Annotated in this window: 22 protein-coding genes and 1 pseudogene; 15 read left to right on the forward strand and 8 right to left on the reverse strand. The window is 62.6% G+C overall.

Translation table 11 applies throughout. The features are described from left to right. Positions 1-336: 336 nt before the first annotated feature. The 3 genes and pseudogenes from EK373_RS18815 to sugE all read left to right on the forward strand — a co-directional run bounded on the left by EK373_RS18815 (position 337) and on the right by sugE (position 3,163). A pseudogene (locus EK373_RS18815) lies at positions 337-1,642 on the forward strand (D-amino acid dehydrogenase). Continuing rightward, the gene (alr, locus tag EK373_RS18820) at positions 1,639-2,745 is read left to right on the forward strand and encodes an alanine racemase (protein WP_129645250.1); all 1,107 of its coding nucleotides are present in this window, start codon (positions 1,639-1,641) and stop codon (positions 2,743-2,745) included. The pseudogene EK373_RS18815 and the gene alr overlap by 4 nt, the downstream one beginning before the upstream one ends. A 103-nt stretch (positions 2,746-2,848) precedes the next feature. Then, positions 2,849-3,163 (forward strand): quaternary ammonium compound efflux SMR transporter SugE, encoded by a 315-nt coding sequence (gene sugE, locus EK373_RS18825; RefSeq protein ID WP_129645251.1) that lies wholly within the window; start codon positions 2,849-2,851, stop codon positions 3,161-3,163. Here sugE and EK373_RS18830 read toward each other — a convergent pair whose 3' ends face one another. The 3 genes from EK373_RS18830 to EK373_RS18840 form a co-directional block, all read right to left on the reverse strand. Next, positions 3,164-4,786, reverse strand: a complete 1,623-nt coding sequence (locus tag EK373_RS18830) for a phytoene desaturase family protein (protein ID WP_129645252.1) — start codon at positions 4,784-4,786, stop codon at positions 3,164-3,166. Beyond that, positions 4,770-5,918: an aromatic ring-hydroxylating oxygenase subunit alpha gene (locus EK373_RS18835; protein ID WP_129645253.1), complete on the reverse strand. Its 1,149-nt coding sequence runs from the start codon at positions 5,916-5,918 to the stop codon at positions 4,770-4,772. The genes EK373_RS18830 and EK373_RS18835 overlap by 17 nt, the downstream gene beginning before the upstream one ends. 345 nt (positions 5,919-6,263) lie before the next feature. Next, the gene (locus EK373_RS18840; protein ID WP_129645254.1) at positions 6,264-6,800 is read right to left on the reverse strand and encodes a TFIIB-type zinc ribbon-containing protein; all 537 of its coding nucleotides are present in this window, start codon (positions 6,798-6,800) and stop codon (positions 6,264-6,266) included. An 86-nt stretch (positions 6,801-6,886) separates the two neighbouring features. Here EK373_RS18840 and EK373_RS18845 point away from each other — a divergent pair, with 86 nt between their 5' ends. The 3 genes from EK373_RS18845 to EK373_RS18855 are packed head-to-tail and all read left to right on the forward strand — an operon-like array spanning position 6,887 to position 9,759. Next, positions 6,887-8,068, forward strand: coding sequence for a serine hydrolase domain-containing protein (locus tag EK373_RS18845; protein ID WP_129645255.1), 1,182 nt, complete (start codon positions 6,887-6,889; stop codon positions 8,066-8,068). A 7-nt stretch (positions 8,069-8,075) separates the two neighbouring features. Continuing rightward, positions 8,076-8,585 carry a hypothetical protein gene (locus EK373_RS18850; protein WP_129645256.1) on the forward strand — a complete coding sequence of 170 codons (510 nt, stop codon included), beginning with the start codon at positions 8,076-8,078 and terminating at the stop codon, positions 8,583-8,585. 7 nt (positions 8,586-8,592) lie between these two features. Beyond that, positions 8,593-9,759, forward strand: a complete 1,167-nt coding sequence (locus tag EK373_RS18855) for a type IV pilus twitching motility protein PilT (protein ID WP_157994420.1) — start codon at positions 8,593-8,595, stop codon at positions 9,757-9,759. Position 9,760: 1 nt separating this feature from the next. Here EK373_RS18855 and EK373_RS18860 read toward each other — a convergent pair whose 3' ends face one another. Together EK373_RS18860 and EK373_RS18865 are read right to left on the reverse strand one after the other, a co-directional pair. Continuing rightward, positions 9,761-10,279 carry a YfiR family protein gene (locus EK373_RS18860; protein ID WP_129645258.1) on the reverse strand — a complete coding sequence of 173 codons (519 nt, stop codon included), beginning with the start codon at positions 10,277-10,279 and terminating at the stop codon, positions 9,761-9,763. A gap of 13 nt (positions 10,280-10,292) precedes the next feature. Further along, the gene (locus EK373_RS18865; protein ID WP_129645259.1) at positions 10,293-12,230 is read right to left on the reverse strand and encodes a TonB-dependent receptor plug domain-containing protein; all 1,938 of its coding nucleotides are present in this window, start codon (positions 12,228-12,230) and stop codon (positions 10,293-10,295) included. A 192-nt stretch (positions 12,231-12,422) separates the two neighbouring features. Here EK373_RS18865 and EK373_RS18870 point away from each other — a divergent pair, with 192 nt between their 5' ends. After that, positions 12,423-13,070, forward strand: a complete 648-nt coding sequence (locus EK373_RS18870; protein WP_129645260.1) for a dihydrofolate reductase family protein — start codon at positions 12,423-12,425, stop codon at positions 13,068-13,070. A gap of 55 nt (positions 13,071-13,125) precedes the next feature. Here the strand turns inward: EK373_RS18870 and EK373_RS18875 are convergent, their stop codons facing one another. After that, on the reverse strand, positions 13,126-14,085 hold the full coding sequence (locus EK373_RS18875) for an MBL fold metallo-hydrolase (protein WP_129645261.1): 960 nt from the start codon (positions 14,083-14,085) through the stop codon (positions 13,126-13,128). 89 nt (positions 14,086-14,174) lie between these two features. Then, positions 14,175-15,050, reverse strand: coding sequence for a hypothetical protein (locus tag EK373_RS18880; protein WP_129645262.1), 876 nt, complete (start codon positions 15,048-15,050; stop codon positions 14,175-14,177). Between the two features lie 158 nt (positions 15,051-15,208). Between EK373_RS18880 and EK373_RS18885 the strand changes: the two genes are divergently transcribed. The 6 genes from EK373_RS18885 to EK373_RS18910 all read left to right on the forward strand — a co-directional run bounded on the left by EK373_RS18885 (position 15,209) and on the right by EK373_RS18910 (position 20,713). Next, a complete protein-coding gene (locus EK373_RS18885) occupies positions 15,209-15,874 on the forward strand; it encodes a class D sortase (protein WP_129645263.1) in 666 nt (221 codons plus the stop codon). A 27-nt stretch (positions 15,875-15,901) separates the two neighbouring features. Further along, positions 15,902-16,516 (forward strand): hypothetical protein, encoded by a 615-nt coding sequence (locus tag EK373_RS18890; RefSeq protein ID WP_129645264.1) that lies wholly within the window; start codon positions 15,902-15,904, stop codon positions 16,514-16,516. 17 nt (positions 16,517-16,533) lie between these two features. Next, complete coding sequence (locus EK373_RS18895) at positions 16,534-17,094, forward strand: hypothetical protein (protein ID WP_129645265.1); 561 nt, start codon at positions 16,534-16,536, stop codon at positions 17,092-17,094. Positions 17,095-17,354: 260 nt separating this feature from the next. Then, complete coding sequence (locus EK373_RS18900) at positions 17,355-18,074, forward strand: response regulator transcription factor (protein WP_129645266.1); 720 nt, start codon at positions 17,355-17,357, stop codon at positions 18,072-18,074. An 87-nt stretch (positions 18,075-18,161) separates the two neighbouring features. Beyond that, the gene (locus EK373_RS18905) at positions 18,162-19,631 is read left to right on the forward strand and encodes a DcaP family trimeric outer membrane transporter (protein WP_129645267.1); all 1,470 of its coding nucleotides are present in this window, start codon (positions 18,162-18,164) and stop codon (positions 19,629-19,631) included. Between the two features lie 95 nt (positions 19,632-19,726). Continuing rightward, positions 19,727-20,713 (forward strand): asparaginase, encoded by a 987-nt coding sequence (locus tag EK373_RS18910; protein ID WP_129645268.1) that lies wholly within the window; start codon positions 19,727-19,729, stop codon positions 20,711-20,713. Here EK373_RS18910 and EK373_RS18915 read toward each other — a convergent pair. Next, entirely contained in the window at positions 20,622-21,575 is a 954-nt protein-coding gene (locus EK373_RS18915) for a YihY/virulence factor BrkB family protein (RefSeq protein ID WP_129645269.1), read from the reverse strand. The genes EK373_RS18910 and EK373_RS18915 overlap by 92 nt on opposite strands. Positions 21,576-21,688: 113 nt before the next feature. Between EK373_RS18915 and EK373_RS18920 the strand changes: the two genes are divergently transcribed. Then, complete coding sequence (locus EK373_RS18920; protein ID WP_129645270.1) at positions 21,689-23,206, forward strand: aspartate ammonia-lyase; 1,518 nt, start codon at positions 21,689-21,691, stop codon at positions 23,204-23,206. A gap of 25 nt (positions 23,207-23,231) precedes the next feature. Further along, entirely contained in the window at positions 23,232-24,368 is a 1,137-nt protein-coding gene (locus tag EK373_RS18925) for a baeRF3 domain-containing protein (protein ID WP_129645271.1), read from the forward strand.

Raw genomic sequence — 24,368 nt, forward strand, 5'->3', positions numbered from 1 at the left:
CGGTGGCTATCCAGGGTGGTTGTGGACACCCATAAATCAGGGGGTGTTGTTGGACACCCATCGATTCCTGGCGGTGGACCGGACGGTCGATGGCTGTCCAGCACCGTACAGGACCCGTAATTGATGGCTGTCCAGGACCCGTAGATTACGTTCAGGTTTTGCTCGATGCCAGTGTTCTGGGCTGGCATTTACGTGGAGGTCAGTGTTTTTCACTGGATTCGGAGGCTTATGTCAGGCTGGCGCAGGGGAAACCGCTGAGAAACGCGCTACTTCGAAGGAAGTCGCTGCCGGGGTCTACATAGAATTACTGACGCTTCAGTGCCCTTCGGAGTGCTCATGCGAGTAGTGGTTCTGGGTGGTGGCGTCATCGGCGTAGCCAGCGCGTGGTATCTCGCGCGGCGAGGCGCCGAGGTTACAGTGATCGATCGGCAGACTGCGGTGGCCGCGGAGACCAGCTTCGCGAACGCCGGCCAGGTCTCGCCCGGCTATTCCACGCCGTGGGCGGCGCCCGGCATCCCGCTCAAGGCGCTCAAGTGGATGTTCCAGAAGCACGCGCCGCTGTCGATCAGCCTCGACGGCAGCCTGCACCAGCTGAAGTGGATGGCGCAGATGCTCGTCAACTGCTCGCCCGAGCGTTACGACATTAATTAATAAGGAGCGCATGCTCCGCCTCGCCGAATACAGCCGCGACTGTCTGCGCGCCCTGCGCGTCGAGACCGGCATTCAATACGAACAACGCACCGGCGGCACGCTGCAGTTGTTCCGTACCCGCAAGCAGTTCGAGTCGGCACGTCAGGACATTCGCGTGCTCGAGCGTTGCAATGTTCCTTACGAACTTCTTGAAGAGCACCAGCTGTCATCCGCTGAGCCTGCGCTCGCGCACGTGAAGGGCAAGCTCACCGGCGGACTGCGTTTGCCCAATGACGAAACGGGCGATTGCAACCTGTTCACCAAGCGCCTTGCCGATGCCGCGGAGAAGCTGGGCGTTACGTTCCGCCTCGGTCAGCACGTTACTGCCATCGACACCAGCGGTGGACGTATCGCTGGCGTTCGCATCGGGGAAGAGCGAATCACTGCCGATGCTTATGTTCTGGCGTGCGGCAGCTACTCGCGCGCACTGGCATTGCCGCTCGGTATCGATCTGCCGGTGTATCCGGTGAAGGGCTATTCGCTGACGCTGCCCATCGTGAACGAGTCGTCGGCGCCGGTGTCGACGGTGCTCGATGAGACTTACAAGGTTGCGGTCACGCGCTTCGACGATCGCATTCGCGTCGGTGGCATGGCCGAGCTGTCGGGCTTCGATCATGAGTTGCTGCCGCAGCGTCGCCAGACGCTCGAGCTGGTCGTCAACGATTTGTATGCGGGCGCTGGCGATTTGAAGCAGGGTCAGTTCTGGACGGGCCTGCGGCCGATGACGCCGGATAGCACGCCGATTGTCGGTGCGAGCGAGTACCGCAATCTGTTCATCAACACCGGTCACGGCACGCTCGGCTGGACGATGGCGTGCGGCTCGGGACAGCTCATCGCCGATCTCGTGACGGGCTATCGCCCCGAGATTCGCACCGACGGCCTGGATGTTTCGCGCTATCAGAAGGTGAGCGCGCCGCGGCCCCGTCTGGTCACTGGCGAGGAGACGGCGTGACGCGTCCGACCAGTGTTCGAATCGATCTAGCGGCGCTTCGAAACAACTATCTCTACGCACGCGGCGTGCACGGCGGTCGTGCGCTGGCCGTGCTCAAGGCCGACGCTTATGGCCATGGCGCGCTCGCGTCGGCCCATTCGCTGGCGTCGCTCGCGGATGGCTTCGCCGTTGCGTTCCTCGATGAGGCATGCGTACTGCGCGAGGGGGGTGTTCGCAATCCCATCCTCGTGCTGGAAGGTTGTTTCAACGCATCCGAGCTGAAGCTCGCCAACGAGCTCGATCTGTGGGTGGTCGTGCACCAGGAGGAGCAGATCCGCCTGATCGAAGAGAGCAGGACGGGGGCGCGCTTCAACGTCTGGTTGAAGATCGACACGGGCATGAGCCGCGCGGGATTCCGTGCTTCCGATGCCGCCAACGCCTACCAGCGATTGCAGAGCACGGGCAAGGTGAGCTCGATCACGTTGATGACTCACTTCGCGCGCGCCGATGAGTTGAGCGAGTCCATGACGGCTCAACAGATCGAAGCGTTCGGCGCGGCGACTGCGACGTTGAGAGGCGAGCGGAGCTTGTGTAACTCAGCGGGTTTGCTGGCTTGGCCGTCCGCACGGAGCGATTGGGCGCGGCCGGGGCTGATGCTGTACGGCGCGACGACGCATGGACGCGAAGTGCCCGAGTTGCAGCCCGTCATGACGTTCGAAAGCCGGGTGTTCAATGTGCGTACGCTCGAGGCGGGCGAGTCGTTGGGATATGGCGCGACGTTCGTTGCTTCGGAGCGCACGCGTGTCGGACTGGTATGCGCGGGTTATGCCGATGGTTATCCGCAGACCGCTGCGACGGGCACACCGATCGCTGTCGATGGGCAGGCGACGACGCTGATCGGTCGAGTCTCGATGGATATGTTGACCGTCGATCTCACGAACTTGCCGAATGCCGGCGTCGGCAGCTCGGTCGAGTTGTGGGGTCCGCGAGTTCCGGTGGCTGCTGTCGCGAAGAGCGCCGGTCGTAGTCCTTACGAATTGCTGTGCGCGGTGAAGCGTGCGCCACTCGTGCACGAAAACGCCGGACAGGGTCGCGAGCCCGTGCGAATGACGGGAACTCGCTGATCAACGGCGGTCTAATCGATATGCCGGTAGGGACGACCCTACCGCGCTTTCACCTTCCGGGGACGACCCCTCTAACAGCGCGAATGCGCACCCCGGAGGCACCATGGCTTGGGTATTACTTCTAATCGCGGGTCTGTTCGAGATCGGCTGGGCCATCGGCTTGAAATACACCGACGGCTTCACTCGCCTGTGGCCGAGCATCGGCACGGCCGTTTCAATGATTGTCAGCGTCGCACTGCTGAGCTGGGCGATGCGTTCACTGCCGGTCGGTACTGCCTACGCGGTTTGGACTGGCATTGGCGCCGTCGGCACTGTACTGCTGGGCATCGTGTTGTTCGGCGAAGCGATGACTCCGGCACGACTGGCTTGTGTCGCCCTCATTGTGGCCGGCATCCTGGGGCTGAAACTGGCCTCGTGATCAAGTCATCCGCCGCACCACCTTGCGACGGAAGTCGTTGATGATTTCATGCGCGGCGTTGTGTCCCGGCGCGCCGGTGACGCCGCCGCCGGGGTGGGTGCCGGAGCCGCACATATATAAGCCAGCGAGGGGGCCGCGGTAGTTGCCGTGGCCGAGCATGGGGCGGGCGGAGAACATCTGGTCGAGGCTCAGTTGGCCGTGGAAGATGTCGCCGCCGATCAGGCCGAAGGTTCTTTCCAGATCCAGCGGGCTGTTGATCTGACGGCCGAGCACGGATGCTTTGAAGTTCGGCGCGAACGCGTTGACCGTCTCGATCATCAGATCTGCGACCGTCTCTCTATGGGTGTCCCACGATTCGCCGTTCGGCAAGCTCGGCGCGACGTGCTGGCAGAACATGCTCGCGACGTGCTGGCCAGGAGGCGCGAGGCTGCTATCGAGTGTCGACGGAATGAGGATCTCGACGATGGGCTGTTTCGACCAGCCGTGCGTGCGCGCGTCGAAGTAAGCGCGTTCCATATAACCGAGCGTCGGCGCGATGATGATGCCCGCCGTGTGATGAGGAGCGCGCTGTTTGCCAGGCAGGCAGGTGAAGTCAGGCAGTTCGGAGAGCGCGACGTTCATGCGAAAAGTGCCCGAGCCACAGCGCCATTGATCGATGCGCTGTCGGAACGGCGCAGGCAGTGCAGCTGCATCGATCAAGCGGGTGTACAGCAGCTTGGGATTCAAGTTCGAGACGACGGCGGCAGCGTGAAACGTTTCGCCCGATTCGGTGACGGCGCCGATAGCCTTGCCGTTCTCCACGATGATCTCGCGCACGCCCGCGTCGACTCGAATGTCCACGCCGCGGCTCGCAGCAGATTTCGCCATCGCCTGTGTGATCGCGCCCATGCCGCCGATGGCATGACCCCAAGCGCCTTTCTTGCCGTTCACTTCGCCAAAGACGTGGTGCAATAGCACGTAGGCCGAGCCAGGCGAGTAGGGGCTCGCGTAATTGCCCACGACGCCGTCGAAACCGTAGACGGCCTTGATCGGCGCGCTTTCGAACCAGCCGTCGAGATAATCGCCGGCTGAAGTGACGAACAGGCTGAGCAGTTCCTGTCGCATCGTCATGTCGAGCTTGCTGAAACGTTTGCCGAGCCCGGCCGCATGCACGAGCTCGGGCAGCGCCGCGCGCCAGCCACCATCCACGACATTGGGCGGTGTTTGCAAAACCAGATCGCGTAACAGATCCGCGATGATGTCCAGCCGTTCGCCGTAGGCATCGAGGCGCTCGGCGTCCTTCTGCGAGAACTTCGCGACTTCGCGCCGCGTTCGATCGCCGCCGGTCGCCAGGTAGCGGCCATCCTCTGTAGGAAGGAAATTCGAGACTTCGCGCTCGACCACACGCAAGCCGTGCGTGTGCAGGTCCAGGTCCCGAATGACCTTCGGGTTGAGCAAAGAAACCGTGTAGGAGGCGACCGAATTGCGGAAGCCTGGATGAAATTCTTCGGTCACGGCAGCCCCGCCGACGACATGGCGGCGCTCGAGCACGGTGACCTTCAATCCGGCCGCGGCGAGATACGCTGCGCAGACCAGACCGTTGTGGCCGCCGCCGACGATCAGGACATCAGACTTTGCGGGCACTGCGGCTCTCCGGAATCATCTCGTGCATCCGACGCGTGAAGCTGCGCAGGCACACTTCATTTTCGCTCAGCGGGCCGACCGTGTAACTGCTCGAGCTCATGCCGGATTGAACGCGCGCGATCAGCGTTGTGTCTTCCTTGTTCACCTGCCTGTTGATGCGCCAGTTCAAATAACGCGCGGCGCGCATTTCACGGCGGTTGTCAGGATGGACGTAGGCGATCTCGCGAATCATGGTCTCTGTGGGAGAGACGGGAATGAATTGCATGAAGTCGATCTGATCGGGATAGATGTCGAGCGCGACGTTGGGCCAGAGCTTGAAGTAGGTCCAGAGCCGTTGCCGGTCGGGCGGCAGGTGTTCGACCGCAGGCAGCAGCTGTTGATAGCGGCGCTCCGACCAGTTGCTGCTCGGCTTGTCCTGCAGGACGCCCCACATCTTGTCGACCCAATCCCGAGCCTCGATGCCATAGCTGTTGCCGAACAATCTCGACAAGCCGGGGTGCGCGACATCGATGTGCATGCCGTCGGAATAGTTGTCCGCGACATTCTTCCAATTGACGGTGCGCGGGCGGAGAGTGACGCGTCCTTGAGGCACCAGTTCTTCGAGTCGATACGCCGCCAGTTCGTGGGTGTACGGCGCCAGCATCTCTCGCACGCTCGGCAGGCCCGGCTCCAGGCGGACGAAAATGAAGCCCATGAAGATTTCCTGTTCGAGCGGCACGAGCCCGTGCAGCTCCGGCTTCAGATCGCGAAATGTTTCTCGATGCGGCACGCCGATCAGCCGGCCGTCCAGCGAGTAGGTCCAGGCGTGATAAGGACAGGTGATGCGTCCACCGCAGTGGCCTTTCGGACCGTCGACCAGACGCGAGGCGCGGTGACGGCACACGTTGTGAAAGCTCCGGATCTCACCGTCGCGGCCGCGCACGGAGACGATGGATTCGCCGAGCATGTCGAAGCAGTGATAGTCGCCGGGGTTCGGCATATCGCTGCCGTGACACACCAGCTGCCAGCTGGTGCGAAAGATCGTGCGCTTCTCCAGTTCGAAGAAGTCGGGATCGCTGTAAATCCAGGCCGGCAGGCCGACTGCCGGAGCTTCGGTGGGCACGATGAACTGGGGTCGGGCAGCGGCGGTCATAGCGCCATCCTCGGACCGGAAGATGCCGCCAGCATTGCCTTAAGCGCCGCCGATGTCCAGCCCGGCCCAGAGCGAGTGCCACCCCAGGCACAGGGGCTCGGCGGTGCCTTTCAGCGAAGCACGGCTTCGCTCCGCCGAGCGGGTGTACATGGATGTACACCCTGGGCTTGCTCGAAGCAGGACTGCGCAGAGCAATGTGCCCGCCGCCATGGGCGGCGAGCGCAGGGGAAAAGTCGCGCCTTTTCCCTCTGCGCCACAGCGCGAGTGGCAGGTGAATGCTCCGTGCAACACCTGCATTTCCGACATCCATGTCGGTCAGCAGGATGTCCGAGTCGCTGTTTCGAACTAGTCGCGATAGAGATAAGTGAGGATTCTGCTCTTCGCAGGATGTCCGCTGAGCCACGTGCGAATCGTTTCGACCTTGCCCGCATCGTCGGCGCCGATGTCCCGGCGCAGGACTTCCTGGCGCAAGCGTTCGCTGCTCTCCGTGCGAATCTTGCGTTGCCAGGCGTCCGAGAATACAGAGGGCAGCTTGTCGCTGAGCTGCAGCTGTTCCAGCAACTGCCATTCGCCGCCGTCGAGCCAGGCTTCGTCGCAAACCGAGCAGAGATCCAGGCGGTTGGCGACAGTCCCGGTGAGACGATACTTGTTCATGATGCGCTCACATTTCGAGCAGCGCAGGGCGTTGACCGAGTCCGCCGGCAACTCGGAGACGGTCGCCGGGCCGTTCGCATCCGAAGGCGGCTTGTGATGTTCGGCCCAGTGCCGGTAGTAGAGCAATCCAACCAGCGATCCTTTGCATTGCTCGCAACCCATCGCTGGCAGCAGCTCTTCGATCAACGTGGGGCGCAGCTCGGGCGTCTTGCATACCGGACACTTCATTCAGCTTCTCCTCGCTGAGGGACGCGGCGGATGATACGGCCTTCAGGGCGCTACAATCGACCACTCCGCTCTCATTATCGGTCTCCATGGACACTCGACCCACCTGGTTCATAGCGATCGTGCTGTTGTTCGCAGCGTCGATTGCATACAGCTCCGAGTCTTCACGAGGCGACTTCGATGAAGTGCGCGAGCTGCTGGAGCAGGAGTTCGCCAGGGATGGGCGAGGTGGGTTGACGGTTGGCGTCGTCGAGCAGGGCGAGCTGGTGTGGACTCACAGCATCGGCTTTACCGACGAGGCGGAGCAGCGCCCGGCGACACGTGAGTCGATCTATCCGATTGCCTCAGTGACGAAGATGCTGACGGGGATCATGCTGCTGCAGTTGGTGGAGCGAGGCAGCGTTCATCTCGCCGATCCGGCGGAGAAGTACGTTCCGGAAATGCGCCAGATGCAGAACGCGTATCCGTGGGCGCCGCCGGTATCACTGATGCAGCTCGCGACCATGACGGCCGGTGTGCAAGTGGGCATCTCCATTCCGGAGGACAGGAGGGCGGCGTTCAATGCCGCGACCACTTGGGAAGAGGCGATTGCCGTCGTCATTCCCTCTTTTAAATATCAATACGAGCCCGGCACGGTGAATCGTTATTCGAATGCCGGCTATGCCATTCTCGGCCTCGCGTTGAGTCGCGCGGCGAAGCGGCCGTTCGCCGACTACGCGCGTACCGAAATATTGGAACCGCTCGGGATGCGGCGCTCTGGGTTCTCGATCCCTGCCGACATGCAGCCCCATGTGGCGCGTGGCTATGCTCTGAACAAGGCCGATTCACGCGGCCAGATGCCCTGGGTCAATCCAAGCAAGGATTTGTTATTGCCCGCCGCGGGCCTGCTGACGGATGTGGGTGATCTTGCCAAGCTGATGCGCTTTCAGATGCTCGGCGGGTACGAGAAGGTACTCAGCAACGAGATGCTGCAGGCGTCGTATCGAATGCTCGTGCCGTCGAGTGCGAATCTGCAATACGGCGATGGCGTCGGCTTCGCCGCCGTCCGCGACCCCGACGGAAAACTCGCTGCAATCGGTCATGGCGGCGCATTTCCGGAGGGCTTCGTGACTTCCTACGAGTTCGACGGCACGCGTAAAACGGGTGTAATTCTGCTGGCGAACACTTACGCTGGCCAGGCGAACTACAAAGTGCTGGTGCGCCGTATCCTGGCGCGGCTCAATCCGACCAGCCCAGGCGGCAGCGGCTTGGCGGAGATCGAGCAGCATTGAGGTGTCTATGTCGATGCAGTGGCGCATCTTCAAAGGTTTCCTGATCGCGGCGTGTATCGCGATCGCGCCTGCGGACGCAGCGGATGAAGGGAGTTGCACCGCGGCCGAGCATCGGCAGTTCGATTTCTGGCTCGGCGAATGGAATGTTTACAGCCCCGACGGCAAGCTCGCCGGCACGAATAGCATCAAAAGCGAATACGGCGGCTGCGTACTGCACGAACGCTATTCGACGCCCCTGGGTTATCGCGGCGAAAGCCTGAATGTTTACGATGCCGGGCGTAAAGTGTGGCATCAGAGCTGGGTCGATAGCGACGGGGCCTTGTTGCTGCTCGAAGGCGGTCTGCGCGGCGAGGCTATGGTGCTCGAAGGGCAATCGATCGGCGCCAAGGGTGAAGTGACCAAACATCGGATCACCTGGACGCCGAACGCCGATGGCACCGTCCGACAGCATTGGCAATCGACCGACAGCCAGGGAGGGTGGACGACGGCGTTCGATGGCGCCTACAAACGCAAGTGACACGACCATGATGTTGGCAGAGTGGGTGTTGAAGGCGCGAGCGCTCGGGGCGAGCGACGTGCATTTGCAGGCGGGGACACCCGTGGTGGTGCGCGTCCGAGGAGAGTTGTCTACGGTCAGTGAAGCGCTGCCGGCGGCGCGAGTGGCCGAGATGGGCAGGGAGTTGCTCAACAACGAACAGTGGGAGCACTTCCGCGCGCGAGGCTCGGCGGATTTATCGATCAACGTTGCCGGCACGCGCTGTCGGGTCAATTTGTTTCAGACCATCCGGGGTGCGGCGCTGGCGGTGCGGCTGCTTGCGGCGTCGACCAACACGTTGCACAGCTGCAATCTGCATCCGGACCTGAGCAGGCTCACCGAAGCGCAGACCGGCCTGGTCATTGTCTCGGGGCCGACCGGCTGCGGCAAGTCCACGACGCTGGCGGCCATGATCGAGGAGATCAATGCCTCTCGCGCCAAGAACATCATCACCATCGAAAGTCCCATCGAATATCTGTACACCAACCATCGCTCGTTCATCCGGCAGCGCGAAGTGCCGACGCATTCGCCCAGCTACGAGCAAGCGATCATCGATGCGCTTCGAGAGAATCCGGATGTGCTCGTCATCGGCGAGATGCGCACGCCCGAGGCGATGAGGCTCACTCTGAACGCGGCGGAGACCGGTCACCTGGTGCTCGCGACGATGCACTCGTCGACCTGCGCCGAAGCGCTGAATCGTCTGTGTATGTCATTCGCGTCCGAGATTCAGGGCAGCGTTCGCGCGCAAGTCGCGGACTGTCTGGTTGCAGTGGTTTGCCAACGCCTGGAGTATCTGCAGGATTACCAGCTGCGGGTGCCGCTTTGCGAAGTGCTGATGGCCAACTCCAACGCCAAAGGCACGATCCGCAGTGGCTCCTTCAGTCAGCTGGCCACGGTGATTCAGTCGGGCGGCGAGGACGGCATGTGGAGCTTCGACCGCTATCGCCGCTGGATGGAACAGAAGCGGGATTGGGTGATGCCGTCGCGACAGAGTGCGAGCCCGCCGCTGGAAGTGCAGGCACACGCCGCGCCGCCTCCGCCAGCCGTCGGGCGTCCAACATCCAAGCCGGCGACGGAAGCGCCGATCGATATTTCCATCGACGAGAGCGCGGATCTTGCCGAGCTGGCGCGCAAGATCGAAAAGAAGATTCGTTGAGCTATTGCTCGACGCGCGATGCCAGGCGGAGCAGGTCGGAGCTGATCTTCAAGCCGGCGCGACGAGCGTTGCCGACGTCGATAGCGAAGCGCAGGCGGTTGTCTTCGGTAAACAAGCGAATGATGCCGCCGCACTCGGTGAAGTCGCTGGCCTCGCTCACGGTCAGCGCGTCATTGCCAGCGGCGGAGGCGAGGGCGGTGCGCACGTCTTGCGCGGCGTCCAGATAAACGACATCGCAGCCCGACCAGCTGCCGCTCGCAGGCAGCTCGGCGGTGGCGATGGACCGCATGCCGATTCTCTTATCGACGGTGGATGTGGTCAGTGCGTGCTGCACGCCGCGCGCGCCGATGAAACAAACGTGGATTGCCGCCGCGCTGGCGTGCGGCAGTTCGACGAACTTCAGAAAGTTGAACAAATAGGCGGCGCGCAGCTGATCCGCTCGCTCGAAGGCAATGTCGTCTGCACGCGCGCTGCCCACCAGCAGCAACGTCACAAAGGTAACGGAGCGCAGGAATCGCATCGTCGTCAGGGTCTTAGCGGCCCAAGCGCCACACGAAGCGACCGAAGAAACTCCGGCCGATGCGCGCGCCCATGGCGCCGCCGGTCTCGTCGTAGAATTCGATATGGTCGTCGTCGAATGCGTTGTTCACCATGAGCGACAACTCGAGATTCTCCCGCACGTGCCAGCCGGCGCGCAGGTCGAAGGACGTGTATGACGGGATGTCATAGGTGCTCAGGCTGCCGACGTAGCGCCACGACACGTCGAGCTCCGTGTGATACGGCAGATCGATGCGTGCTCGGGTGCCAAACGATCTCGACGGATCGCTCGCGGCTTGCAACAACAGCTCGGCAGCGGACGGCGTTTCCGTCATCCGATACCAGTTGCCATTGAGTTGCCAGCGCAGCCAGTCGGCGGCGGCCCATTCCAGTGAAGTCTCCACGCCATACACTGTGGTGTCGTGGGCGTTCGTGTACGCGAACAGCCGGTCGATCCGCGGTGGCGGGCCCGGCACGAATGCAGTCTCGACGTCGATCACGCTGATCAGATCCTTGTACTCGTTGTAGTACAGCGAGGCATCGAGCGCTAGAACGGAGTTCGGGCGCCAGCGCCAACCCAGCTCGTAGGCATTCAACTTCTCTGCGTCGAGATGTTCGTTGCCGCTGAGCACGAAGCGTACGAGCACATCTCGTGGCACATCGACCTTGACATGCGAGAACAGCTCTATGCGCGACGGTGTGCGCACCGCGCGTGAAACCGCGCCCCAGATCGTTTGGGTCGGGCTGAAGCGCCATAGCGCACGCAGTGTCGGCTGGAACGCGAGGCCGGTGAACGTGAAATCCTCGAGCTTCGCGCCGGCGATCACGCGTAAGCGGTCGTCGAAGAAATTGATTTCGTCCTGGGCGTAGATGTTCCATTGATCCTGCGTGGACCTGGTTTTCGAGAAGCGCACTTGCGTCGCGGGGTCGCGTTGTTCCTCCTCCAGCTGGCGCAGCCCGAAGCCGCCGGTCAGCAGGTGCCGGCCGATGCGATTGGCGCTCAACTGCAGATCGAGGCCTGCGGTCGCTTCGCTCCAGCGGCCAGGCATGCCACGGTCGGCCCAGCTGTAATAAGTGTGCGCATCGATGCGGCCCAAGGTGACGTCGCGTTGCCAGTTGACCGTAACGTTGCCGGTTCGCGAGCTGCCCGGAAGATTCGAGTCGGCGTAGCCGTCGATATCGCCGAAGTCGCCTTGCTGCACGTCGCCCTGGAAGGACAGCTGTCCGCCCGCCGCTGCACGGTCGAGTCGCCAGCCCGCTTGAGTTCTGACCCAGGGCTCGCCGCCATTTAAATAGGACTGGGTGTGGGCGTGCTCGGCGTACACGCGATAGTCGCCGAGCGCGTCGATGCGATCCGAATAACTCATGGCGCCCGACTCGCTATCCACAGTGCCGCCGCCCGCTTGTACGCGCAAACCGGCCGAGTCCGCGGCGGTGCGCGTGATGATGTTGATCACGCCGTTGACGGCGTTGATGCCCCACAGGGCGCCGCCGGGACCGCGCATGACCTCGATGCGCTGGATGTTATAGAGCGGCACCGTCTGCTCTTCCCACATCACACCGGAGAACAGCGGCGTATAGATGCTGCGTCCATCGACCAGCACCTGGAGTTTGTTGGCGAAGCGGCTGTTGAAGCCACGCGCTGTGATCGCCCAGCTGCGAGCGTCGATGCGCGCGACCTGCAGTCCCGGCGCCATACGCAACACTTCGGGCAGGCTGGTAGCGCCGCTCCGCCGGATATCGTCGCGAGTGATCACGAACACCGCCGCGGCGGCGTCGGCGCTCGCTTGCGCGCGCTTGGCTGCCGATGTCACGGTCACGTCCATGCTCATCAACGTCGCCAGGTCCAGATCGGTGAGATCCTCTTGGGCCTGCGCCGCGCAGGGGGTCAACAACGAAGAAATGAGCAGCGCTAGCAGTCGCCGAGCCTTCATATGCTCCAATGAATGAGCTGTTATGGAAGACAGGCGCAGCAGCGCCTGGTTAGACGCTGTGTCGACGCGCTGCGCCGAAAGCTTGAGCGCGCGCGAGCAATATTTGCCGCAACTCGCGCCCCGTAGGTTCTTTTCAGGCAGGGAATGTCTTAAGTATGCTCGCGTGCGTGCACAGGTTGAGGAGCGGCGCCGATGGGCAAGGTTCGGGTCAATTTTTTCTGCGTGTCGTTGGACGGCTTCGGCGCCGGGCCGGATCAATCCCTGGAACAGCCGTTGGGTATTGGCGGGGAGTCGCTGCACGAGTGGGCCTTCGGCACACGCACCTTCCAGAAAATGTTATTCGGCAAGGAAAGCGGCAGCACCGGCATCGACGATGACTTTCTGGTGCGAAGTTTCGACAACCTCGGTGCGTGGATCATGGGCCGGAATATGTTCGGTCCGATTCGCGGCCGCTGGCCGGATGAAGATTGGAAAGGTTGGTGGGGTTCGAATCCGCCGTATCGCTCACCGGTATTCGTGCTGACGAATCATCCTCGCGCGCCACTCAGCATGGAGGGCGGAACGACCTTTCATTTCGTGACGGATGGTGTTCACGCCGCGCTCGAGCGAGCGCAGGCCGCGGCGAACGGCAAGGATATCCGGGTGCTCGGCGGGGCGTCGACGATCCGGCAGTACTTGCAGGCGCAGCTGATCGACGAGATGCACCTGGTCGTGGTGCCCAAACTGTTGGGCCGCGGCGAACCGCTTCTTATGGGACTGGATCTGGTGAAGCTGGGTTACAGCGTCACTCGACAGGTGGCGTCCGAAACCGTACTACATGTCGTCGTTACGAAGATCTAGAGACAGAAGCGGCTGCGTGCAGCGTTCGATCGTCTGCACGCAGCCAGCACGTTGCTTATAACGTTTCCGGAGTCCACACGTAGCCGTCGCCACGACGCTCGAACTTGCCCACGCCAGGATACGGAAAGTGCACGGCGTAGATGCGCTGACCGCTTTCGGCGCTCTTGCTGAGCACATCGAGGCGGCTCTTTTGTCCGGTCGGAGCGTCGAGATCGAATGCGACCGGCCAGTCCGGCTTCTGCACCGAGACGACGTAGTGGTGCACGGAATCGCCGACGTACAGCAGCGTGTTGGCGCCCGAGCCGATCAGATAACCCGAGTGACCCGGCGTGTGGCCGTGATAATCCATGGCCTTCACGACGCCCGGAATCAGCTCCGCCCCGGGAGCGAACGCATCCATCTTCGGCGTCAGAGCGGTGACCAGCGCGGCATGATTCGGTGCGCCGACGGCTGCGGCCGTCTCGGCATTCAGCCCTTTCAAGAATTCCCAATCGGCGGCGCCGATGTGAACGGTCGCATTCGGGAACGCCAGCGCGCCTTCGGCATTCAGCAGGCCGCCGATGTGATCGCCGTGCGCGTGGGAGATGAAAATGTCCGTGACGCTGGCAGGCTCGAAGCCGGCCTGGGCGAGCGACTGCAGGAGCTGACCGCCGGCCGGGCCGAAGTTCGAACCTGCGCCCGTGTCGAACAACAGCACGCGATCGGCGCTCTTCACCAGCAGCGGCTGAATCGACACGCTGAGCTTGTCGGAGGGCAGGCCGGCTGCAGTCAGCGCGGCGGCGACGTCCTCGGGGGTCTTGCCGACGCCGAAGATTTTATTGTCATTCGGGAAATCGAATCCGCCGTCACGCAGAGCGATGGCGGACAGCTCGCCGATGCTGAAGCTGCCGGCGGGCGCCTGTGCGGTCGAAGCGGGAGTTGCGGCTTGCTGCGCCGGCTCCTTGGGAGCCTCGGACTTCGGCGAGCAGGCAGCGAGCGTCAAACACAGAGCGAGAGCAAGCGATGTTCTTTTCATGCGAGTAAGGCGCTGGGTGAGTGGGGGCACGCATCGTAGCATTGCCACCCGGCACTCACCCACTGCGTCCTTGGATCGCTGCGCTATTGCTATTGCTGTTGCTGTGGCGGCGGCTCGACCGCCGACTCAGCCGCTTTCTCGGCCGGCTCCTGGCCGGGGCCGGCGCCGCTGCGCTGCTGCTTCTCGGGGTCGGGCAGCGGCACGATTTTGCCAGTGGGCAACAGTGCCTCGACGGTCATCTGCGGCGGGATGCGCGAGGAGTCGCGAGGACCGCAGCTGGCGCTCCGATGCGTCACTTTCACATTGAGCTTGCGGAATAGTTGCGTGCCCATCTGTTCGAGCAGATCGCAATCCTCGGGCTGCAAGCGCACGGTGCGTGAGGACAGTGTCACTTCCTGGCGCTGCGCCTCGAACACGATCGGATCGTTCATTGCGGCGCCGGGGTTGCGAGTCACGCGCGACACCAGCTCGCGTCGCGATTTGTCCTTCTCGATCTCCTTCATCACCGCCGGCGTGACCTCGACCGGCATCTGCACTCGAATGCGGATCAGCGCCGATTGGCGTCGCTCGCTGGCGGGGTTGCGGAAGGTGGAGGAGGAGCGGTCGAACGGATCGCCCCGATCGAACGGGTCGCCGCGATCGAAGGGATCGGAGCTCGCCCGGCCGGGCATCGGATCCATCATGTCGTCGTCGCCGACCATGTACGCGTCGCAGTTCCTCACGTCGACCTTGACGTCGTCCCTGGCGCCGATTGCGAGCAGGATGTTGGCTACTCGGTTCTGCAATTCGTGGCAGGCCTGGAATTGCCTGGGCAACCGGTAATTCAGCGAGAGTTCCTGGACTTTGTACACCGCCGTGACCGGCGCCTCCGCGAGCGCCGCGCCGGTGAGCAGCAAGGACGCGGCTGACAGCAGTTTCAAGGCAGCCGACGCGCCACGATGTGTGAACAGGTGCAAGGTCGTCATGGGCAACTCTCCGCCGCAAGCCGCATGCGATTTTCTGTCAGTCTAGGCTCGCGGCGACGCCGCGTCGAGCGTGCAGTAATGGGTTGGCCCTAGGGCTAATTGTTCCTCGTTCAGTCTGAGCCGACGCTGATCCCCCGAGAAGCAGAAGAGCTGGGATCATGGCTCGAGCGAGCGCGAGTGGGGTGGCCAGGGTGGTAGAGCGTGTCTGCTGGGCCCTGGCGTGCGTGGCGATTGCTCTGTACCTCGCAGCCCGAACCGACGCAGCCATCAACGGCAAGGCCGACCTCGCACGAGTGACCACCGCCGCGGCTCGCGCGACAACAACATCGAATGATCCGCCGGCTGCAGTCGACATCGTTCAATCCGCTGCTGAAGCCTCCGGGCTGCAGGGCCTGTTGGAGATTCCGTCACTGGGCCTGCGCACGCCGCTTTATTCCGATACCAGTGAGTTCAATCTCAATCGGGGCGCCGGACTGATTGCCGGCATGTCGGTGCCGGGCCACGGCGGCAACCTCGGCGTGGCGGCGCATCGCGACGGCATCTTTCGAGCGCTGGAGAACATCCGGGTCGGCGCTGCCATCGAGGTGCGGACCGCGAGTTTTCACTACGTCTATCACGTCACGTCGATCGCCATCGTCGATCGCACCGATGCCGCGCTCCTGCGGCATACCGACGAGCCCGCCATCACGTTGGTGACCTGCTATCCCTTCCGCTTCGTAGGACCCGCGCCACGGCGGTTCGTGGTGCGTGGCCAGCTCGATTCCGCTCGCGAGGCCACCGCGTCAGTGACGCCACCGCTTCGGGAGAAAACCGCCGCCATCTAAAGCCTCTCGAACCTGCAGGAGACAATCATGGGTATCCGTTCTCGCGTGACCTTCGGCGCGCTTCTCGCACTCATCGCTACCGCGACCCTGGCACAGAACCCGAAGGATTGCGCCGCCGTGAAGTTCAGTGACGACGTCCTGGAACGCTTCCCGCGGGCGCAGGAGGCTTGCCAGGATGTGATATCCCGCGGCGGGCAGGACTATGCGGTGATCAACGCTCGTCTGGTCGACGTGCGAGGAAACACGATGCGGGTGCGTTTCAGGCACGCCGACGGCTCCATGGGACCGACGCAGTCCGTCACACCGCCACGCGATTTTCGCGTGCTCATCAACGGCACACCCACGCGCGTTGCCGATCTGGCGCCGAACCAGGATCTGAAAGCTTACGTGCAGGTCAGCCGCCCGGTGATGGCGCTGGAGCCGGCCGATAGCACGCAGGAGCTGGTGATCGTGCCCTTGGTGGCCGCAGCGGCGGCCGCCGAAGAGGCCGAGCCCACGCGCCTGGCCGAAGCCGATCCCGAAATGCCGCGCACCGCCGGGCCTGCGCCCCTGTTTGCAGCCTTCGGTCTGTTGTTCGCCTGCGCTGCCCTGGGCCTGCGCGCGCTGCGTGGCGTGCGCATCACGCATTCGAAGCAGCTCTAACCTCGAGGAGTGAAATCATGATCCGGAATATTGTGGTTGTTTCCCTGGCCTGTCTGCCGCTGGTGGGTCTGGCAGGGGATCCGAAAAAGGTCTCGTCGGAGAATGTCACCAAAGCGACGGCGACGGTGAAGTCAGTCGATCACGACAGCCGCTCGCTGGTGCTTCGCACTGCCGATGGCGTCGATACGCTGGTGGTCGCGGGACCCGAGGTCCGCAACTTCGAGCAGATAGAAGCGGGCGACACCGTGTCGGCCACCTATCGTGAGGCGCTGCTGGCGCAAGTCGTGCCGAAAGGCTCGGCAGTCGGCGAACCGCGCACCACCGTCTCCAAGACCCGAGCCAAAGAGGGTGAATTGCCCGCCGCGTCCGTCAGTGCTTCTGTGTCGACCGATGTGGTCATTCAATCGGTGGACCAGTCGTTCGACACCGTGACGTTCAAACGTTCCGACGGCGTGGTGCGCACCGTCGCGGTCGAAGATCCGGAAGCCACCAAGTTCGTGCACAACCTGAAACCTGGCGACGAGGTGCGCATCACGTACACCGAAGCGACCGCCATCGCTCTGAGCAAAGCGGAGTGATGCTGCACAGTGGATACGCGAGCAGACGACCTTTTGCCGATATATCCAGATAAAAATGACTTTCGATTCGGCAAATCCCGATCTACTCGCGTAAGCCGCTGCCGCATGATCTGCGCGGAAGTCCTTGACTGCACTGATTCACCGCGAGATGAAGGTGACAAGCAGGTTACAAGGGCCGCGCTTCCTCCAAATGTGGCCACGTCGTGGAGCGCGCGAAATACATCGAAATATGTATCGTCGGGTGCATAGCGGGAGTTTTCGTGAGCAGGACACCACCTACCGTGTTCATCGTCGATGACGATGCCGATGTGCGACGAGCGCTAGCTCGTCTGTTGTGCGCGGCTCGATATGTCACGCGCTCCTTTGGATCCGCAGCGGAATTTCTCGCGCACCACGATCCAACTGTGCCCGGCTGTCTGCTGCTGGATCTGGCCATGCCCGATCAAAGCGGCCTCGATGTGCAGTCAACGCTGGTCGAGGCAGACTGTCATCGTCCAATCGTTTTCTTGAGCGGTCATGGCAGCATCGCCGAGAGTGTGATTGCGATGCGCGCCGGCGCGGTGAACTTTCTCACCAAGCCGGTGGAGAACGAAGAACTGCTCGGCGCCGTCGAAGAAGCCTTGCGCATGGATGAAGAACAGCGTCGCGCCACCGGCCTGCGTCAGATCGTTCAAGAGCGGATCGCGACACTCACGCCACGCGAACGTGAAGTGCTCGCGCATGTCGTCGAAGGTCGAATGAACAAACAAATCGCCGGCGACCTTGGCACCGTGCTCAAGACCATCAAAGTTCATCGCGCGCGAGTGATGCACAAGATGCGCGTGCGCTCGCTGGCTCAGCTGGTGAAGCTCATCGCGGCGTCGGGCGTGGTGCTCGACCGTCCGGCTCGCAGCAGCGAGTTGCCGTCGGACGTGAAATACAGCGCACCGATCAGCTCCGGCGGCAGCAGCCACTCGATCGGCGGTGTAGCGCACTGGTGAGCTCATTGAGCCATCGTGAGATGGGCGGTATTCGCGCCCCTCGTCACGCTTCTCACCGCCGCGGCTTCGTGCGTACTGTGCAGCAATATGCACAAGACACCGAAGACGATCTATCTGCTCTTGCTCGTGCTGATCTGCGGCGCAAGCCAGGTGTCCGCCCAGCAAACAGGGTCAGCTCAGGAAGAAGCGATACGTAAGCTCAACGCCAGGATGGACGAGCTGAAGGCGCAGATAGCGGAAATTCAGGCTGAACTGGATGCGATCCACCCAGAGAAGCTGGCGCAGCCCGGCTCCATCGTCAGCACGCAGCCACCGTCACCGGAAAAGCTGACTCCGCAGCAACAGGAAGAGTCGATAGGTGAGGCTACTCAACATCGCGAGACTTTTGCGCATGATGAGGAGGACGCGCCGCGCCTGTACAACGCGCCAATGGATGCCACGTATCCTGGATTCTTCCTTCTGCCAGGCACTCACACGCTGCTGCGTCTGGACGGATCGGCCCGAGCCGATCTGATCTACGATCCAAGAACACCCACGATGGGCGACGGATTCGTGCCCTCGTCGATACCGATCCCCACGGTCGCCGATTTCTCGAACTTCAATGGCAGCATTCGCGGCAGCCGCTTCATGGCGGACTTTCGTATCCCGGCAGGCGAGAGCGGGTCCGCGCGCACGTTCATTCAATACGATTTCTTCGGGCCGAACGGGACGACCGCACCACGCCTGCGTCATTTCTACGCGCAGTTGAACAACATCCTGGTCGGCCAGACATTCACCAACTTCATGGATCCCGATGCGTTCGGGGACGAGCTGGACAATCAGGGAGTCAATGGGGCAGTCAGCGTGCGTCTGCCGCAGGTCAGATACAGCTTTGGACTGGGCGGCGGCGCGAGCGCTTCTATTGCGCTCGAGGATCCGGACTCGTCGATCGACTTCGCAATTGCAGGCGCGTCTGTCACGCCGACCACTTCTGCTCCGGATCTCACGCTTCACTGGCGAAACGAATGGGACCTCGGACACCTACAACTGGCGAGCGTCTTTCGAGACCTGGGCGTGCAGTTGCCGAACGGAGCACGCCGGTCGACCTTTGGATGGGGCGTGAATGCGACGGGAGGGATCGAGGTATTCGGCCGCGATTCCATTGTCCTGGGGCTTGCTTACGGCGAAGGAATTGCGCGCTATGTGGGCGACACCGCGGGCTTGGCACTGGATGCGGCGCCCGAATCGCAGACAGATTTTTCTCTGCGAGCTCTGCCGCTCACGGCGGCGTATGGCAGTTATCAGCACTACTGGAACTCGGGGATGCGTTCGAGCCTGACGCTCGGCCATGTGAGCGTCGACAACACCGATTTCCAATCGCCCGATACCTATCGCAAGAGCACTTATTCGGGCATCAACCTGATCTGGAATCCGATCGGCAGCCTGGATGTCGGTGCTGAGTTCGTTTACGGCTGGGTGGAGAACAAGAGTGGCGCAAACGCCGACGCACCTCGTTTCCGAATCACTGCAAGGTACAACTTCGTGAAGCACCGTCCGGCCGAAGAGAAGGCGCCGTAGCGCAGCCGCATTCGCAACTGATTGGACCAGAGGCTAATTGCGAGCCGCCGACTGCGGTGCGAACGTGCTCCGTCAATTCACTATCGTGAAACAGCATGGCGAGAGTGCACATTCTTGCGACCGGCGGGACGATTGCGGGTCGAGGCTCGAGCGACACCTCCTCCAGCTATCGTCCCGGCTCGGTCATGATCGAACAATTGATCGACAGCGTGCCGGGGCTCGCAGCGCTCGCCGAAGTCACGGGCGAGCAGTTTGCACAGATGAGCAGCCAGGACATGGACGAGGTCATCTGGCAGGGCCTGGCGAGTCGTATCAATAAACTGTTCGATGCCGATGCGGCGGACGGCGTCGTGGTCACGCACGGCACCGATACCGCCGAAGAAACGGGCTACTTTTTGCACCTGACCGTGACATCGGACCGCCCGGTCGTGCTCACCGGTTCGATGCGGCCCGCGACGTCCTTGAGCGCCGACGGGCCGCTGAATTTATATAACGCGGTCTCGGTCGCTGCCGATCGCGATGCGCGCAATCGCGGAGTGATGCTGGCAATCAACGATGATCTGCACAGCGCGCGCGATGTGACGAAGTCGAGCACGACGGATGTGCAGACTTTCATTTCGCCTGGGCCGGGGTTGCTCGGCACGGCGCGGCTGGGGCGCATTCGCTATTTCCGTCAGCCGAAGCGTTTGCACACGAGCCGGTCGAGCTTTTCTGCCTTCGCTCAGCGACGTTTGCCGCGCGTGGATATTTTGTACTCGCACGCGGGCATGCAGCCCGACCTGGTGCTCTCCAGCGTATCGCTCGGTGTGCGCGGCATCGTGGTCGCGGGTGTGGGCAATGGCAATGCGCCCGGTCCGGTGGTCAGCGCGTTGGCGGATGCAGCGAAGGCGGGCGTCATCGTGGTTCGCGCCACGCGGGTCGGCAGTGGCGACGTCGAACGGGGCGTGGAGCTCGACGACGATGCCTTGGGTTTCGTCGTGGCCGATCAGCTCAATCCCCAGAAGAGCCGGATATTGTTGCAACTGTGCCTGGCGCACGAACTGGATCGCAACGCTGTGCAGGAGGCGTTCTTTCAGTACTAGTTCTCGCGCGATACGTCACCTTGCTCAGCTCCGCACCGAAGAACAGCATCTTGCTCATGGCGTGCATCCATAGCATCACCATCAGAAGGCCGCCGATCGCACCGTAAGCGCTCCATTTCGCCGCTGCACGGGCGGCGTACACCGATAAGACTTCGGCGCCCAAGATCCACGTCAGACCCAACAGGACTGCGGCAACTCGCACGTCACTCCAGCGCACCTGCGCCGGCGGCAATGCCCGCAACAACAACGCAAATATCAGCGGCGCAATGACCAGCGAGGCGAGCAGGGGCAGCAGCCAACCCAGCGTATCGCCGAGCAGCGACAGCTCACCTGGCAACGCTGCAAGCCACTGCAACGCGCCGATGACTGCGAGCAGCGCGAGCAACAATGCGCCGCCGCCAAACATGATGCCGAAGGCGATAGCCCGCTCGGTGAGTTTCATCCGCAAGGCGTTCAGTATCGAGCCGGACGCGAGCGGTGGCGCTTGCTTCCAGAGCGCCCGAAACGTCAAGCGCAGGTGCGCGAACAGCTTCGAGGACGTCATCAACAAGCCGACGATGCCGATCATCGTCGCCACGATCGAGCCACGCTGCAGATACAGAGACACCTGCTCGACCGCGCTGCTCAAGTCCGAGCCGAACGTTGCTTCGACCGTGCGCAATAGTTGTTGCTCGAGATCGACAGCCAGCGGCGACAGGCGCAGCAGCCAACCCATCGCCGCCATGAACAGGACCAGCAAGGGCACCAGCGAGAGCAGCGCGTAGTAAACCATCGCGCCTGCAAAGTAGTGCGCGTAGTCGCGTACGTACTCGCCTGCAGCTGCGCGCAGCAGGCTGGAGTGTGCTGATATCCAGGGATTCACCGTCGTCGACTCTCGGCGCGATGCACATGGCTAACTGTTGGACCTTGGTCCTACGCGTGGTCATTGCAGACTGGGATAGGTTCCTCGCGACAGGCAACCACCGAGGGCGAACCATGAGCGATCCTCAAGCGGACGAGGCATTTCGCAAGAGCATCTGTACGCGGCCGCCGGGACGCGGCCGCGTACGCTCGGAAACGGATAGCCTCGGCGAGCGCGAGGTGCCAGTGGATGCCTATTGGGGTGTCAACGTCTCGCGCGCGCTCGAAAATTTCGCAATCAGCGGTCGTCCGATCTCGGTGTATTCCGACTTCATCTACGGCTATGCCTGCGTCAAGCAGGCGGCCGCGCTGGCCAACGCCGACCTGGGCGTGATGGAGCGCTGGAAGGCCGAGCTCATCGAACGCGCCTGCGTCGAAATTCGCGACGGGTTGCTGCACGATCAGTTCGTCGTCGACATCATGCAGGGCGGCGCTGGCACGTCGACCAACATGAACTTCAACGAAGTCATAGCGAACCGCGCGCTCGAGTTGGCGGGCCACGCGAAGGGCGACTATGCGCGCATCGATCCCAACGACGACGTGAATCGGTCCCAGAGCACCAACGACACTTATCCCACCGCTTTGAAGATCGGCTTGCGCCTGGCGCTGGAGCGTCTGCAAGTCGAGCTGGTGTCGCTGGCAACGGCGTTCCACTCCAAGGGCGGCGAGTTCTCGGGCATCGTGAAGGTCGGACGCACGCAGTTGCAGGATGCAGCGCCCATGACTCTCGGCCAGGAATTCCAGGCGTTTGCGATTACGCTGGCCGAAGAGTGCCTCGACTTCGAACACGTGACGAACAAGCTGTGCGAGATCAGCCTGGGCGCGACTGCGATCGGCACCGGCATCGCGTCCCACGCGGAGTACGCCGAGGCGGCGCGTCAGCACCTGGCCGACATCACCGGCTATGCGCTGCGCACTTCACCGGACCTGGTCGAAGCCACGACCGATGTCGGTTGCTTCCTGGAGCTCTCGGGTGCGTTGAAGAAATGCGCCATGAAGCTGTCGAAGATCTGCAATGACCTGCGGCTGCTCAGCTCCGGCCCGCAGGCGGGATTCGGCGAGATCACTCTGCCGCCGCGCCAGGCCGGTTCGAGCATCATGCCGGGCAAGGTGAATCCGGTGATCCCCGAAGCGGTCAATCAGGTTGCGTTCGCGATTGCCGGCGGCGATATGACGCTGACCATGGCAGCCGAGGCCGGACAGTTGCAGCTCAATGCGTTCGTGCCGGTCATGGCGCACGTGCTGTTCGAGAACCTCAAGTATCTGACGGCGGCGGTGACGACGTTGCGTGAGCACTGCGTCATCGGCGTGAAAGCGAACACGGGTCGGCTCGAACAACACTCACGCTCGTTCGTCGGCGTGATCACGGCGCTCATTCCTTATATCGGCTATGAACCGGCGGCGCGGCTCGCGAAGCAGGCGCTGGCGGATGGTGGCGACATCGTCGACGTGGTGGCTGCGTCCGGATTGTTGTCGCGCGAAGAGCTTGCATCGCTGCTCACCGCCGAGCGCCTTACCGGGAGTCCGCGCGAGTCGAGCAGCGCGGACGCGGGTATCCCTCGGGACACCGGTAGAGAGCAGATCAGACATTAGTTGCGCATTCTGTAGAGGGGGCGTCATGCGTCAGTTCTCCACTCATCAGCTGTTGTCGTTGTTGGACAAACATGGCCCGCCCTGCATCTCGCTCTATCAGTACACCCACCGGCATCACCCGGACAGCCTGCAGGACCCGATTCGCTTCCGCAATCTGCTGCGCGAGATGGAAAGCTCGCTGCTGCAGAAGTACGACAAGAAGGAAGTGCGGCCGTTGCTGGAAAAATTCCAGCCGCTGAGCCACGACGGCGAATTCTGGAATCACCGCACCGACGGCCTGGCCATGCTGGCGGCGCCCGACATGTTCGAGGTGTTCGAGCTGCAACGACCGGTGCAGGAGAACCTGATCGTCGCCGATACCTTCTATCTCAAGCCGTTGCTGCGCATCTCGCAGTCGGCCGATCGTTTTCAGATCCTGTGCCTGACGCGCGACCGGGCGCAACTGTATGAAGGTAATCGCGACGCGGTCGATCCGGTAGAGCTCATCGACACGCCCGGCACCATCACCGAAGCGCTCGGCGCCGACCTGACTCCGCAACATCAGTCGGTGCGCAGTGCGGCCGGGCAGACGCCGATTTATCACGGCGTCGGGCAGAAGAAGGAAGAAGTGGATCGCGACCGGGACCGCTTCTTCCGCGCCGTCGATCGGGGCGTCATGGAGAATCACTCCAAGCCGACCGGGTTGCCGTTGATGCTGGTGGCTTTGAAGGAATATCACACGCCGTTTCGCAACCTGAGCCGCAATCCGCATCTGCTGAGCATGGGTGTCGATGTGGATCCCGGTGCGATCGGCCTCGATGAATTGCGTGCATTGACGTGGGAGCAGATGGAGCCTTTGTATCTCGAGCGGCTGGCGTTGCTGGTGCGCGAGTTTGAAATTGCGCGGACGCGTCAGCTCGGCTTCGACGATCTATCCGAGGTGGCGGCGGCGACTGCGGCGGGACGAGTGGCGAACCTGCTGGTCGAAGCCGACCGGCAGATTCCCGGCCGCGTCGATCCGCAGTCCGGGAAAATCGAGCAGGGCGCGTTGTCCGATCCGGAGGTCGGCGACGTGCTGAGCGACCTGGCGGGCATGGTGTTGCGAATGAAGGGGCAGGTGGTCATCGTGCCCAAGGAGCGCATGCCCACCGACACCGGCGTCGCCGCGACCTGTCGTTTCTAA

The organism is Peristeroidobacter agariperforans (assembly GCF_004138335.1).
Lineage (GTDB): Bacteria > Pseudomonadota > Gammaproteobacteria > Steroidobacterales > Steroidobacteraceae > Steroidobacter > Steroidobacter agariperforans.

What these genes read in the sequence shown, in the direction of transcription:
- sugE (WP_129645251.1), top strand. Translation starts at nt 2,849, where the DNA reads ATGGCTTGGGTATTACTTCTAATCGCGGGTCTGTTCGAGATCGGCTGG.
- EK373_RS18875 (WP_129645261.1), bottom strand. Translation starts at nt 14,085, where the DNA reads ATGAAAAGAACATCGCTTGCTCTCGCTCTGTGTTTGACGCTCGCTGCC.
- EK373_RS18890 (WP_129645264.1), top strand. Translation starts at nt 15,902, where the DNA reads ATGGGTATCCGTTCTCGCGTGACCTTCGGCGCGCTTCTCGCACTCATC.
- EK373_RS18850 (WP_129645256.1), top strand. Translation starts at nt 8,076, where the DNA reads ATGTCGATGCAGTGGCGCATCTTCAAAGGTTTCCTGATCGCGGCGTGT.
- EK373_RS18905 (WP_129645267.1), top strand. Translation starts at nt 18,162, where the DNA reads ATGCACAAGACACCGAAGACGATCTATCTGCTCTTGCTCGTGCTGATC.
- EK373_RS18920 (WP_129645270.1), top strand. Translation starts at nt 21,689, where the DNA reads ATGAGCGATCCTCAAGCGGACGAGGCATTTCGCAAGAGCATCTGTACG.
- EK373_RS18845 (WP_129645255.1), top strand. Translation starts at nt 6,887, where the DNA reads ATGGACACTCGACCCACCTGGTTCATAGCGATCGTGCTGTTGTTCGCA.
- EK373_RS18865 (WP_129645259.1), bottom strand. Translation starts at nt 12,230, where the DNA reads ATGAAGGCTCGGCGACTGCTAGCGCTGCTCATTTCTTCGTTGTTGACC.
- EK373_RS18860 (WP_129645258.1), bottom strand. Translation starts at nt 10,279, where the DNA reads ATGCGATTCCTGCGCTCCGTTACCTTTGTGACGTTGCTGCTGGTGGGC.
- EK373_RS18870 (WP_129645260.1), top strand. Translation starts at nt 12,423, where the DNA reads ATGGGCAAGGTTCGGGTCAATTTTTTCTGCGTGTCGTTGGACGGCTTC.
- EK373_RS18895 (WP_129645265.1), top strand. Translation starts at nt 16,534, where the DNA reads ATGATCCGGAATATTGTGGTTGTTTCCCTGGCCTGTCTGCCGCTGGTG.
- EK373_RS18885 (WP_129645263.1), top strand. Translation starts at nt 15,209, where the DNA reads ATGGCTCGAGCGAGCGCGAGTGGGGTGGCCAGGGTGGTAGAGCGTGTC.
- EK373_RS18925 (WP_129645271.1), top strand. Translation starts at nt 23,232, where the DNA reads ATGCGTCAGTTCTCCACTCATCAGCTGTTGTCGTTGTTGGACAAACAT.
- EK373_RS18855 (WP_157994420.1), top strand. Translation starts at nt 8,593, where the DNA reads ATGATGTTGGCAGAGTGGGTGTTGAAGGCGCGAGCGCTCGGGGCGAGC.
- EK373_RS18910 (WP_129645268.1), top strand. Translation starts at nt 19,727, where the DNA reads ATGGCGAGAGTGCACATTCTTGCGACCGGCGGGACGATTGCGGGTCGA.
- EK373_RS18880 (WP_129645262.1), bottom strand. Translation starts at nt 15,050, where the DNA reads ATGACGACCTTGCACCTGTTCACACATCGTGGCGCGTCGGCTGCCTTG.
- EK373_RS18835 (WP_129645253.1), bottom strand. Translation starts at nt 5,918, where the DNA reads ATGACCGCCGCTGCCCGACCCCAGTTCATCGTGCCCACCGAAGCTCCG.
- EK373_RS18840 (WP_129645254.1), bottom strand. Translation starts at nt 6,800, where the DNA reads ATGAAGTGTCCGGTATGCAAGACGCCCGAGCTGCGCCCCACGTTGATC.